Below are 13639 nucleotides of genomic sequence, written 5' to 3'. Positions count from 1 at the left end.
ATGAAAAGAAGAGATTTTATTGCAATTAGCTCATTAGGGACACTTGGAAGTAGTCTGCCAATTTTTGGAAGTACCCTAGACTTTGATTTTAAGGGAGACCCCAAGTTATCTGATTTTGAGAAACGTTTGTCTCCCATTGGCAGAGCTTTGGAGTTCGAAGATTATTACGTTTGGTGCAATAGTCCGATTGAAGGGCCTGATGGAAAAATTCATGTATTTTTTTCGAGGTGGCCGAAAGCTGAAACCATGAGTGGTTGGACTCATGCCTCGGAAATCGCGCACGCTATTGCAGACAAACCACAAGGACCATATGAATATGTCAGTACGATACTGGCCCCTAGAGGAAAGGGTTATTGGGATGCCACTACCTGCCACAATCCAAGTATTCATTATGTTGATGGAATATATGCCCTCTTTTTTATGGGAAATTCTAATGGTAAATTAGATACACAACGAGTAGGTTTAGCAACCGCCGATTCACTTTACGGACCTTGGAAACGACCGGAAGAACCACTTTTGCAACCGGGCATTAAAGGCGAGTGGGATGATCATTGTACAACAAATCCTTCATTTTTAAAACATCCTAACGGTGAATATTGGCTGTATTATAAGTCTTTTGATACGGAAGGCTATATCAATCCAAAATTCAAAATACGCGGCAATAGAAAATATGGGCTTGCAATTGCTAAGTCTTTAGATGGGCCATACTTAAAGTATAAAGGAAATCCCGTTATCGATTTTCATAATATGGGTAATAACGAACAATGCGAAGATGCTTTTACCTGGTATGACGGAGAGAAATTTCATATGCTTGCCCGAGATTTGGGAGTTTATGGTATTGATAAAGGTCTTTATATGACTTCTAATGATGGTAAACATTGGTCTAATCCAGAAATAGGATATCAAGAATTAGAAAAATATGTAAAACAGCCACCTGCACCAAAACATCTCAACCGTTATGGAAGGACTGAACGCCCTCAGTTGTTATTTAAAAACGGTAAACCAACCTATTTATTTACAGCATCTCAGGGTGGAAAATACGAAACTGCATCTGCATTCATTTTTAAAATTAACTAACAGATAATCTAATCCACTAATGAAACCATTAATACTTTCATTTTATTCAATACTCATATGTCTTTGTTTGTTTTCTTGCAAGGAGCAACCAAAACCCGTTCTTGAAAAAATAGACAGAAAGGCTGTAGTAACGAGGCATAACGTTAAAATTACTGATGTAGATACATTAGGATCTTTAACAGTTGGTAATGGAAAGTTCGCTTTTACGGTCGACGCGACTGGCTTGCAGTCTTTTCCGGAATTATATGAAAACGGTGTGCCTATAGGGACTCAATCCGAGTGGGGCTGGCATACCTCTCCTAATAGTGAGGGATATGATTTTTCTGAAACGTTGAAAGGGTACAATTTTAATGGTGATCCTAATAGTTTATATGCCATACAGAATAGGAAAGATGAACGAAAAAATGATGCTGCAGATTATTTTCGGGCAAACCCACATCGCTTACAACTGGGGAATATTGGTTTAGAAATAATTAAATCAGACGGGACTTTTGCAGAACCTAAAGACTTAACAGATATAAATCAAGAATTAAATCTGTGGACCGGCCAAATAGAAAGTAATTTTAAGGTGGAGGATTCTCCCATTACCGTTATAACTTATGGAGATTCAAACAAAGATGCCATTGCTGCCAAGGTGATTTCACCCTTGGTTTCGGAAGGGCGAATCAAGGTTAAATTTAGATTCCCTTTCCCAACAAACGAATTTTCAGACAGGGGAGCAAATTATCAAAACCATGATTTGCATAAAACTGAAGTCACACAAAATCAGAGTAAGTTATTCCTTTTTTCAAGGACATTGGATGATGATAATTACAGTGTTGCAGCATCTCTTAACGTTGAAAGTGAATTAATTCAAAAGGGAGATCATTATTACATAATCCAACCAAAGGCAGAAGAAAGCTTTGAGTTAGTGGTAGAATTTACTTCTATAGAGACTAACAATTCCTTGTCGTTTTCACAATTAGAGGAAAACAGTAAAAGCGGTTGGGAACAGTTTTGGGAATCAGGCGGAGCAGTGGATTTTGAGGAATGTACTGACCCAAGAGCTTCTGAAATTGAAAGGCGGGTGGTATTATCCCAATACTTAACGAGGGCTCAATGCGCAGGCAATTATCCCGTACAAGAAACAGGTCTTACCTATAATAGTTGGTTTGGTAAACCCCATATGGAAATGTATTGGTGGCATGGAGCACATTACCCGCTATGGGGTCGAACAGAATTATTGGAGAATAGTATGCAATGGTATTTCGATGCATTCGACAAGGCAAAACTTATTGCTGAAAGACAGGGTTATCAAGGAGTTCGATGGCAAAAAATGACTGATCATAACGCAGATGAAGCCCCTTCTAATGTTGGTTCATTTTTAATCTGGCAGCAACCCCACGTTATTTATTTGGCTGAATTGATTTACAGGAATAATCCAACTGAAGAAAATCTTGAAAAATATAAAGAGCTTATCAATGCTACAGCAGACTTTATGGCTTCTTACCCTAATTATGATGTAGAAACCGACCGTTATATTTTGGGAAAAGGAGTCATACCAGCTCAGGAATGTTTTGACAAAATGGAAACATTTAACCCTCCATTTGAATTGGCCTATTGGAAATGGGCTTTGCAAAAAGCACAAGAATGGAGTGAGCGTTTAGGCGAAAAGTCAAATCCAGGGTGGCAAAAAGTAATTGATAAATTGTCCTCACTTGCCAAGAATGATGGTGTTTATCTAGCCGCTGAAAGTGTGCCTAATTCTTATTCGCCCACCAGCGAACACACAATAGACCATCCTGCGGTCTTAGGCGCTTTAGGTTTTGTCCCCAAAACTGATTTAGTTGATGAATCTATTATGAACGCAACTTTTAATATTGTTGATGAGGTTTGGAACTGGGATCATACTTGGGGGTGGGATTTTCCATTGGAAGCTATGACTGCAACCCGCCTTGGCAGGCCAAAAGATGCTATTAAAGCTTTATTGAGAGATGAGATTACCAACACCTATCTACCGAATGGGCATAATTATCAAACTCCTCGATTAACACTTTATTTACCTGGTAATGGTGGTGTACTTTCTGCAATTGCATTGATGTGCGCAGGGTTTGATGGCAATGAAATTAAAAATCCAGGTTTTCCAAAGGACGGAAAATGGAAGGTAAAATGGGAAGGATTAAAACCAATGCCTTAATCCTCATGGGAATAAAAATCATTTCAGGAAATTAATCTAAATGAAAGACTTCAGTTAGGGAAGATTCAACGGGAGAATTGTCGGGGTTAGTTTCCATAATATCCACCATATAAGCCCACCATTTTTTTACAATGGGATGGTTTGGCAAATATTTAGGATCAAAATCATCACTTAATTTTTGAACAGCAAATAGGATGGAAGTTTCCTCATCAAGGAAAATACTATAATCTTGAATACCCGACTCCGAAAGTAGGCTGGCCAACTCGGGCCAAATTTCATCATGTCGTTTTTTGTATTCAGCTTCAAAACCTGGCTTAAGAAGCATTTTAAAAGCATTTCTTTTCATGCGGATTATTGTTTGGGTGGTTTTAAATGAATGTTTACGGGTATGTCACGATTACAACTAATAACACCATTTTCAAATTTTAATTCAGCAACTTGTATAGAACTACGTCTTGTAGCATAATTGTCTTTACCCTTATTTTTTTCAGTCCTGCCGGGATGGGTAAAATAAAAAACATAGGCCCGTCCATCATTAACAACTATATCGGGATGTCCTCCTTTTACATTATCATCTTTGCCAATACCGGGAACCTTCAATAAATTGTATTCTTGCCGTGTCCAATGAATATAATCTTCGGTAGAATACACTCCAAGCCCATCCCAGGCATCATTAACCATCCATGTCTGGTTTTTCCAATTAAAAACCTTTGGCCCTTCACCCCTATCTTTTATAACCTGCTGTCCACTGTCAACCCAATTATATAAATCCTTGCTATCTGCATAATAAATGGATTTGCCATCATTTTCGTTATTGTAATAAATGCGCCACATTCCGTTCGGCAATTGAAAGACCGTTGCATCAATACAGCGATCCGATGCTAGGGTTAATTTAGATTCAAATTCCCAATCCTGTAGATTGTTGCTTGTGAGATGAACTATAAATCTTGGATGGTACCAATCATCAAATATTCCAGGCACTATGGTTAAATACATATGATAAACACCTTTGTACTCAAGTACGTCTGGAGCCCAATAGGTAATATCTTTGAATTTATAGTTGATATTGGCAGTGTCTTTATAGGTCCAATGGGCACCGTCGGTAGATTCGGCTATTCCTATTCTAGTGCCATGTACCCACGAGACACCGTTTGCCCTTTTTTCATTTGCTCTTCTATTGGTATAAAACATAAACCATTTCTGCTCTGCTTTATTCCATATAACAGAAGGATCTGCGGCCCCGTCAAAAATCGGATCACGAAATAGGGGTTTATCAGCGAAATTATCTTCTTGACCCCAGTTGGTGAAAGGTAACATTCCAAAAAGGAGTAAAGCTGTTAGTAGCCTTAAATTGAAGTGGTTTATTTTTTGATAATCATTTTTCATTTTAATACAATAATTTTGGATGGCAACGTCTATTTGATATCTAAATTTACGTCATTGGCATCCTTTGAGAATTCCAACTCCAGAGTGGCTTTCAAATGTTGAAATACCTTTGGTTCGTTGTTAATTACATTATTTTGCTCTTCAGGATCGTTTTCAATGTTGTAAAGTTCAAAATTAGCTGGAGCATTTTTATGCCTCGTTCTAATTAATTTCCAAGGTTTTTCAATAACACATTCCTGAAGATGCCCTCTCAAATAAATCGATCTGATTGAGGGCTCATTAGGCTGGGTTAATTGATTCCATATATTTTTCCCTTCAATCCCATTAATTTGATTAGAATTATTAGCTAGAAAAAGGATGGTGGGCATAATATCAATAACAGAAACGTATTGTTTAAAGATACCTGGGTTTAAATGGTTCTTCCAGTAAATAAAGGCTGGTACTCTTAATGCTCCTTCATAATTCGACGATTTCCAGTCCCTTAGTGGAACATTGCTGCCTAAAACCGGATTTGGACCAAATTTTCCGTTGTACTGGTCTTTTGGAAACCAATTTTCCATAGCACCATTATCGCTGATAAATATGACGACCGTATTTTCAAGAAGATTCAAATCTTTTAAAGCTCCAAAAACAGCCCCTATACTATGATCCATATGAGTCATAGAAGCAGCAAAGTCTATTCTTGAACTATTTTGAATGGTTTTTCTATAAGGCTCTTTCCAGTACTCCTCTTCCTGAAGTGGAAAATGCGGTGCACTATAAGCTAATTGTATGTAAAACGGTTTGTCCTTGTTCCGTTTATCTGTTAGCCAATCAAGGGTTTCCCGCTCTATTAAATCTGTAGTATGGCCCTCTTCGGTAATAAATTCACCATTTCGGTTCCAACTTTGGTCTCCATTTTTGTATTTATGTGTGTATTGGTCTATTTGGCCGTGCAAAAAACCGTATGAATAATCAAATCCATAAGCCTTAGGTCCACTTTCTGGTTTTAAACCCAAATGCCACTTGCCAAACAAGGCTGTTTGATAGCCATTAGTTTTCAAAACTTCTGGTAAGGTTGAAACATTATCTGGCAAACTTAGTTCACTTCTACCGCTAATTGGGGCTACAATACCAAACCTGCTTGCGGGGATTCCAGTCAATAAACTTGCCCTAGAAGGGGAACAAGTAGGAAGAACATAAAAACGGTTAAGACGAATTCCTTTTTCAGAAATGCTATCGATGTTTGGAGTGTTTATTTCAGACCCATTATAGCCAACATCATTCCATCCGGCATCATCGGCAATTATCACTAAGAAATTTAATTGCGGGAGTTCTTCCGATTTATCTTGATTTTTACAAGACAATTGAAGTGTGCAAATGCTAAGTATTATGAATAAATTTTTAGTCATTCCCCGATTCTAAATATATAAAAGGCTTTGATATAGTTACCAAAGCCTTTCTTCTCACTAATTAACTAACTCAAATAATTAGAGTCGTTAATATTATTAGTTATAACCTGGGTTTTGTTCGTAAAGTCCAGGATTAACTTCCAATTGGTTTTGGTGAACAGGATAAATAATGAAATTTGGTTCCATTTGATTCATAACCCCGGCATCGTCATCAACTGCTATCCAAGCATTCATCACGTCAATTACCTTACCAGTTCTAACCAAATCGTGCCATCTCAGACCTTCCGCAAAGAATTCTTTTCTTCTTTCTTCAAGAAGCATATCTAAAGTTACATTAGATATGGGATCTAAACCGGCCCGTTCCCTTACCATATTTACAATATCATCCACTTCAGATTGGCTGCCGCCACTTTGTAATAAAATTTCAGCTTTCATCATCAATATATCCGTATACCGGATAATAGGAAAATTAATACCCCAGTTAAAACGATCTACCGGCAAATCTTCCAAATCTAAAAACTTAATAATCATTGCATTATTACTGACATTGCCATTGGCGTCTGTCCAACTGCGCAAAATGGAAAAATCGTCGCGCACATCATTTTCATCATAAGAATCTAGAAGTTGGTTGGAAGGTTCAATAATACCATCACTAGGAACTCCTCCGGCAAATGGTAGATTTACTCTAGCCCAAGATTCGTGGTACATTAATGTAGGAAGTATTGTACCGATTCCTCTATCACCACCCGCTCCATCATTAATATTTTGAATAGAAAACACAATGTCTGGGTTATTTTCTGAAGACGATTTAAATATGGAAGCATAGTCATTTACCCAACCATATTGACCGCTATTTATTACATCGTTTAGTAATCCTAAGGCATCATTTTGTTTATTAGCTCCTAGGCCAGGACCGTTTATCCCGTATGCTGGCCCCGACATTGTTAAATATACTCTAGCCAATAATGCTTTGGCAACTACTGAGGACGGTTTGCCAAAAACTGGCACTGTAGATGGCAATAAACTAATTGCATCATTTAGGTCACTTTCAATAAAATTGTAAACTTCTTGGACTGATGATCTTGGGATATCGAGTGCTTCACCTGGTGTAACTAATTTATCAATGATTGGAACTCCTCCATAGAAGCGAACAAGATCGAAATAAAATAAAGCTCTTAAAAACTTAGTTTCACCTTCCATTCGGTTTCTCGTAGATTCTTCTGGCACTACATTTGAATTCAGATAGTTTAAAACACTATTGGCTCTTAGAATACCTACATAAGGATCATCCCATCCATCCCTTATTAATGGATTAGTGGTAAGGTTTCTATTTAGATTAGAGATTGGTATCCACTCTCTTACACCTGCCAAACCTGGAACATAAAAGTTGTCTGATCGTACATCAGCCAGGTAGAAATTGGATATGGAATGATATCCTAAAGCGTTATAAACACCTACAATTGCTTGTTCAAAATCTGTTTCATTTCTATAGAAGTCAGCAGCACTTCTGTTCGATATGGGTGCTTGATAGAGCTCATCCTCGCAGGAGGTTAAGGCTATCAATGAAATTAGCACAATAAATATATTTTTCATTTTTAATAACATTTTTAATTAAAGGTTAAGGCTAATACCAAATATTACCGATTTAGACAGTGGGAAGGCTCCGTAATCATCACCACTGTTGTTAACCGCTTCCGGGTTAAAACCACCGTCGTATTTATCGCCTCCGAACCAGTTTTCCATGGTTACATAAACTCGAGCCCCATCAATAAAATCTGATTTGATTTGCGAGCCCACGTCATAACCAAGAGTAATGTTTCTAATTCTCCAATAATCATTTGGATATAACCAATCGGTATTCTTAATACGTCCGAAAACAGAAGGAGATTTTCTTTCCTTACCCGCAACATCTGCCTCAGTAACAATCGCTCCCTCTTGCCAAACATATCTGTCACGTGCTTTGCCCAATGTGTTTTCTGTTAAACCCATACCGGTTCTATACATTGCTCGCCCGAAAGTTGAATAAATATTTCCGCCCCATTGGCCTTGGACCTGAACAGAAAGATCGAACCCTTTGTAGTTAAACGAATTAGTAACACCCCACACATAGCTAGGATCTGGTTGGCCAGAATAAGTTCTGTCATCCGCGTTTATAATACCATCCCCGTTTTGATCTACATATTTGGGATCACCAGGCTGTTGGTTACCATATAGAGCCACTCCATTATCAATATCCGCTGTGGTCAGCAATCCGTCTTGTTGAACTAAATAAAGTGTATACATTGGTCTGCCAACTTCCAAAATGTTATGGGTGATATCCCATGAACCTCCTAGAATAGGGGTATTATTTGGACCTAGTTTTTTCACTTCATTGGTATTATGGCTGAAATTTAGGTTGGTCGTCCATTTGAAATCGCCATTAGCAAAGTTTCTTGTTGTAAGTTCTACTTCCCAACCCTGATTTAGCACCTCTCCAATATTCGTTAAGGCACTGCCAAACCCACTAGAGGTTGGTACAGGTATACTTAATAAAAGATCTGTGTTTCTTTTGGTATAGTATTCAAGCGAAGCAAATATTCTATTTTGAAATAGTCCTGCGTCGACACCAATGTTGATACTTTCAGATTTTTCCCAACTAAGGTCTGGGTTGGCAAAGTTGCTAGGAGATTGACCACTTGCAATGGTTCCGTTAAAGCTATAATTAGTGTTGCTTAAATTTGCAATATGCTCGTAATTTCCAATATTGTTGTTACCTGAAATACCCCAGCTACCTCTTAATTTTAATTCATTGATAACGTCATTATCTTTAAGGAAATCTTCTTGACTAATTCTCCAACCGGCAGAAACAGAAGGGAAGGTACCCCATTTAGTATTGTTTCCAAATCGGGAGGAACCATCCCGTCTTAAGGTTCCCTGTAAGAAATATTTCTCTGCAAAGTTGTATTGCAATCTTCCAAAATATGAAATCATTGTGTTCTTACTCTCGCTACCCGAGCCGCTTGTTGTAGCAGCAACATTAATGGTGGTGACATCATCCGATGGAAAACCAGTTGCACTAATACTATAGTTGTCGAATTTGAATATGTTAAACGAATATCCAGCTAAGGCATTAAAATTATGATTGCCAATGGAAGTCATGTAATTTAGGGTGTGCTCGGTTACGAACGAGGTTCTGGTATCTCCTGATTTAGATCCTGAAGCCGTCCTATTTCTAGTTACCCAAGATGGCGTAAAACGATCTGATTGTGTTATTTGTAAATCAGAGTTGATACTACCTCTATAACGCAAATCTTTAAATGGTTCATACTCGACAAAAAGAGTTGCCAAATTTCTAAAACGTTTTGTTGTTCTTTTTACATTTTTTGCCTCTGCTATTGGGCTTACCCTACTTGTTGCCCAAGCATAGCCAGGAAAGTCTCCTGTGTTCGTAAATTCCGCACCAACGGAGGATTCAACCACAGGCGTTTGTCCAACTATAATATGGGTAATCGCATCCTTTCCTTCTACTCCCGGATCATCAACAACACCATAAGAAGGAGAGACATTTAAGCCGAATTTGAATTTATCTGAAGGTGTAACTTCAAGATTCGCTCGAACGCTAAAACGTTCGTTGTTTACACCAATTGCAATACCTTCTTGGTCTAAATAGTCTCCAGAAACATAGTATTTAGTAATATCTGTTCCACCTCTGGCAGAAAGTTGATAGCTTTGAACAAACCCTTTTCTAAAGAATAAATCTTGCCAATCAACATAATCTAAACCAGGATGTCCAGGCTCAAACCAACGTTCATCGTACATGTAACCAACATTATATGAACCAGGTGCTACACCTAAGATTTCTCTTCTTCTATCATTATTGTCTGAAGACGTGGCACCCTGTGCTCCAAAATTTCTAACGTAAGCATAATTCTGATGCTCTACTGCACGATCAATCCACTCTTCGGCAGACAACACATCTAATTTTTTCACAGTTTCACTCCAACCGGCATACGTATTAAAAGTAATTTGAGGTTTTCCAAGTTTTCCTTGCTTGGTGGTTATAAGCACAACACCATTAGATCCTCTGGATCCATAAATTGCAGTAGAAGATGCATCCTTTAAAACTTGGATTGACTCAATATCATTTGGGTTTAAGTTAGAAGGCTCACCGTCTGTATCTAAAGGAAACCCATCGATAACGTATAAAGGTTCGTTACTGGCATTAATAGAACCAGAACCACGTATTTGTACCGTAAATCCAGCACCAGGGATACCAGATGTTTGTTTTACCCTAACACCAGCAAGTTGTCCTACTAGTGCTTGATCTAATCTAGCAATTGGACGCTCGTCTAATCCCTCCGCTTCAAAAGAAGATACTGCACCTGTTACGCTCGTTTTCTTCTGTGTACCATAACCAATGACAACAACTTCGTCTAAGGCTTCTGTATCCTCAGGCAATATCACGTTTATATTGCTTTGCCCCGCCACATTTACCTCAGTTGTTTTAAAACCTATATAGGAAAAAACAAGAATTTCAGTAGTATTTGTGTTTAGAGAAACAGAAAATTTCCCATCAAAATCTGTTACGGCGCCGTTGGTCGTTCCTTTCTGAAGAATATTCACTCCGGGAAGAAGCTCCCCGCTTTCAGAAGTTACGGTTCCTGTAACTTCCCTATTTTGAGCAAATACCCCAATTGTAAAAATCAAACAGCAGAGAAAAACTGCTAATTTTGATTTCCTGCCATCATAAAAATGCTTCATTGTGAGATTATTAAGTTAGTGAATGAATGAGTTTGTTTAACGAATATAGGGCTAACAACATCCAAATTGTGTCCTGCACCTACCTGCAGGAAAGTTGATAATTACACAAACGTTCAGTCAACTGAATAGGCGTATTATACTATTAATCAAACGGTTAAAAGATTAAAAAAATCCAAAAAATAATTTCTAAATAAAATTAGCTATCCAGTTTAGGCCATGTCAATTGTAAATACCGGCCAAAAAATTTTTTGAAATATTGAACAGAATTATTTTTTGATACTTATTTGTAAAGAATTGTTACTAAGTTCTATTGGAATGGATAGAATACTGTCTCTGTATAAGATTTGCCCTGCATTATTAGCATCTTGACCTATCAAAAACAGTTCCTTGTTAATTTCTATAGATTTTGGTTTATTCCCTAAATGAATTTGGAGATTGTAATTCTTGATTTTAGATTCGAAATTACCTTTTGGAGCATCAACGGTTATACTCAAATTGGAGGTATTCATTTCAACAGTTATTTCCCGAGAGATAAATGTTCCGTTTTGATAGTTTAAGCTTTTGCCATCATCGTCATAAACTGTAAACTTAGAATTTGTTGAAGGGTAAATTGCTAGATCTAATGTTGTAATGGTTTTCTCACCAACATAGTTAACAACTTCCTGAGAAGGAATAATTGCTCCAGCTTTAATGAAAATCGGCATTTGATCGAGTGGGCATAAAACATTATAATGTTTTTTACCTTCTAGAGATTCGCCTGTCCAATAATTTATCCAATTACCTTCAGGAAGATATACAACTCTAGTTTGTGCTCCTTTTTCCGTAACAGGGCAAACCATTAGGTAAGCACCGAGCATGTATTGATTTGTTATGTCATATACGTTTTGATCATTTTGGTAATCCATTACTAAGGCCCGCATGATCGGCTTTCCTGTTTTGTACATGTCATAAGCCGTACTATATAAATAGGGAATTAGACTATACCTTAGTTCGTCGTATTGCTTAAAAATAGCCTGTGCCTCTTCCCCATAATTCCAAGGTTCTTTGTAATTAGGATGCTCCATTCCGAATAAATGTGCAATCGGACTCATTAATCCAAATTGGGTCCATCTTATATAAAGCTCAGGATCTGCAACATGTTCGAAACCACCCATACAATGTGTCCAATATCCAACACCTGAAAGACCAATATTTAACCCTGCCTTTATTACGGGTTCAAAATATTGCCATTCACTAGGCCAATCACCTGCAAAAATGTATGGATATCGTTGAATCCCGGCATAGCCTTCCCGAGTTTGATTCATTCCTCGTATTCCATTGTATTCTTGAAACTTTTCATAAGGAGCTTTGGCATAAACTAACGGGAAAAGATTATGAAGTTTTTTAATTTCTTCTCCCTGTGGGCCGATTTTTTCACTTTCATTGGCTTTATGTCCAAAAGCACTTCCTTCGTCGGTTTTCAAAAACATGGCTCCTTGTTCAGCAACTCTCATAACACCATTATTCCACCACCAATCAACTGCGTTTTGATCAAAAAAATTGACAAATTCTCCAGGATTGTCCTCCTCGGGGTAGACGAACCCCTTTTCTCTAGCCTTATCCAAAAGACGTAAGGTTTTTCCATTATCAAAACGAGGTCTAAGATGTAACCCCACCATATTTAAATTAAGCTTGTACAAGTCATCAAACATTTTTTCCGGATTGGTAAAAGTTTCTCTCCATTCAAAAGAGGTTGCTCCTTTACCACCATTTTCTCCAAATATGCGCCAAGTAGAATCGAGGTGGAGAACGTCTAATGGAATTTGTAAATCCCTAAAAGTTTCAGCTAATTTAACCACATAATCTCCAGACGTTAATTCTTCATGTCCCCAGGTTCCGCCGCTATAAGTACCCACATGTAGGCCAAAGGCAAATTTTGGAAGTAAAGGGCTTTTCCCAGTAATAGATGTATAACCATTTAAGATTTCAGGGAAAGTTGGCCCATAGATCAAAAAGTAATCAAGCTCTCCTCCTTCAGCCTCAAAACTATAGGTGTTTGAATTGGTATGACCCATATCCCAATTGGTAGGGTAAGCATTGTGAAAAAATATCCCATATCCTTTGGTGCTCATGAAGAAAGGCACTGGAGAATAATTGGCTTCCAAAACATTATAAGCCCCAATAATGTGTGGCCTACCAATGCCACGCCCCACATTTAATCTCAGTTTTTTTCCTCTTCTATCCAGAAAATCCATGCGCTCACCAAAACCAAAAAAATGTTCATCGGCATGCAGTCTTTTTTGGGTTCCTACCATTTGATTTTGCTTGTAAGCACCCATAGAATAATTAGAATCGGCTATTTCGGATGACAGTAGCTCACCATTTTTATCGAATATCTGAAAAGTGAAGGGATTTTTATTTATTCTAACATCTAGTTGTAAAGTAGTCAGTTTTATTTCATTCGAAGACTCTTCCAAATTATATTTCACGGGGGTCCAATTGTAGTTTGAAATCATAAGGGTGTCTCGCTCTTCAAAAACACCTGTCCAACTAGTTCTAAAACGCACTATTGTTGGTGAACAAAACTGAATATTAATGGTAGAATTTGTCGTTTTGATTGTTAACTCACTTTCCTTTTGATTTAGAATATTTTCAAAATCACCAACAAAATTTTGGGCAAATACAACCCTTATAATTAAAAAGGCGAATATGAAATTCAAATGGTTTTTACTGATCATGTTGAAGGGAATAATTTTCAATGAAGTCCAAAGATATTTGAAAAATTAAGTATGAGTATCCTGCTGAATACTGTAGAAGATTAAGGATTCTCTATCGGGATACTACAGGACGGAATACTAGCAAGCAAAAAATATATTTACCGAAATGAACC

8 protein-coding genes are annotated in these 13639 nt (G+C 37.5%); 2 read left to right on the top strand and 6 right to left on the bottom strand.

From position 1 onward, the window contains the following. Positions 1–1077: a glycoside hydrolase family protein gene (locus tag ISU00_RS04985; protein ID WP_228852944.1), complete on the top strand. Its 1077-nt coding sequence runs from the start codon at positions 1–3 to the stop codon at positions 1075–1077. Positions 1078–1096: 19 nt separating this feature from the next. Further along, entirely contained in the window at positions 1097–3253 is a 2157-nt protein-coding gene (locus ISU00_RS04980; protein ID WP_228852943.1) for a hypothetical protein, read from the top strand. A gap of 31 nt (positions 3254–3284) precedes the next feature. Here the strand turns inward: ISU00_RS04980 and rhaM are convergent, their stop codons facing one another. The 6 genes from rhaM to ISU00_RS04950 all read right to left on the bottom strand — a co-directional run bounded on the left by rhaM (position 3285) and on the right by ISU00_RS04950 (position 13487). Then, positions 3285–3599 carry an L-rhamnose mutarotase gene (gene rhaM / locus ISU00_RS04975; protein ID WP_228852942.1) on the bottom strand — a complete coding sequence of 105 codons (315 nt, stop codon included), beginning with the start codon at positions 3597–3599 and terminating at the stop codon, positions 3285–3287. Between the two features lie 5 nt (positions 3600–3604). Continuing rightward, positions 3605–4639, bottom strand: coding sequence for a glycoside hydrolase family protein (locus ISU00_RS04970; RefSeq protein ID WP_228852941.1), 1035 nt, complete (start codon positions 4637–4639; stop codon positions 3605–3607). A gap of 29 nt (positions 4640–4668) precedes the next feature. Beyond that, positions 4669–6030: a sulfatase-like hydrolase/transferase gene (locus ISU00_RS04965; protein WP_228852940.1), complete on the bottom strand. Its 1362-nt coding sequence runs from the start codon at positions 6028–6030 to the stop codon at positions 4669–4671. 96 nt (positions 6031–6126) lie between these two features. After that, the gene (locus tag ISU00_RS04960) at positions 6127–7623 is read right to left on the bottom strand and encodes a RagB/SusD family nutrient uptake outer membrane protein (protein ID WP_228852939.1); all 1497 of its coding nucleotides are present in this window, start codon (positions 7621–7623) and stop codon (positions 6127–6129) included. 18 nt (positions 7624–7641) lie between these two features. Further along, on the bottom strand, positions 7642–10770 hold the full coding sequence (locus ISU00_RS04955) for a SusC/RagA family TonB-linked outer membrane protein (RefSeq protein WP_228852938.1): 3129 nt from the start codon (positions 10768–10770) through the stop codon (positions 7642–7644). Between the two features lie 266 nt (positions 10771–11036). Beyond that, positions 11037–13487, bottom strand: a complete 2451-nt coding sequence (locus ISU00_RS04950) for a glycoside hydrolase family 31 protein (protein WP_228852937.1) — start codon at positions 13485–13487, stop codon at positions 11037–11039. Between the last annotated feature and the right edge of the window lie 152 nt (positions 13488–13639).

This window comes from Aegicerativicinus sediminis (genome assembly GCF_015476115.1).
GTDB classification, from domain to species: domain Bacteria; phylum Bacteroidota; class Bacteroidia; order Flavobacteriales; family Flavobacteriaceae; genus Aegicerativicinus; species Aegicerativicinus sediminis.
This window is presented reverse-complemented; position numbering and strand designations above follow the sequence as displayed.

Bases quoted from the DNA above. Each gene is read 5' to 3' on its own strand.
- ISU00_RS04985 (WP_228852944.1), top strand. From the start codon at position 1: ATGAAAAGAAGAGATTTTATTGCAATTAGCTCATTAGGGACACTTGGA.
- ISU00_RS04980 (WP_228852943.1), top strand. From the start codon at position 1,097: ATGAAACCATTAATACTTTCATTTTATTCAATACTCATATGTCTTTGT.
- rhaM (WP_228852942.1), bottom strand. From the start codon at position 3,599: ATGAAAAGAAATGCTTTTAAAATGCTTCTTAAGCCAGGTTTTGAAGCT.
- ISU00_RS04970 (WP_228852941.1), bottom strand. From the start codon at position 4,639: ATGAAAAATGATTATCAAAAAATAAACCACTTCAATTTAAGGCTACTA.
- ISU00_RS04965 (WP_228852940.1), bottom strand. From the start codon at position 6,030: ATGACTAAAAATTTATTCATAATACTTAGCATTTGCACACTTCAATTG.
- ISU00_RS04960 (WP_228852939.1), bottom strand. From the start codon at position 7,623: ATGAAAAATATATTTATTGTGCTAATTTCATTGATAGCCTTAACCTCC.
- ISU00_RS04955 (WP_228852938.1), bottom strand. From the start codon at position 10,770: ATGAAGCATTTTTATGATGGCAGGAAATCAAAATTAGCAGTTTTTCTC.
- ISU00_RS04950 (WP_228852937.1), bottom strand. From the start codon at position 13,487: ATGATCAGTAAAAACCATTTGAATTTCATATTCGCCTTTTTAATTATA.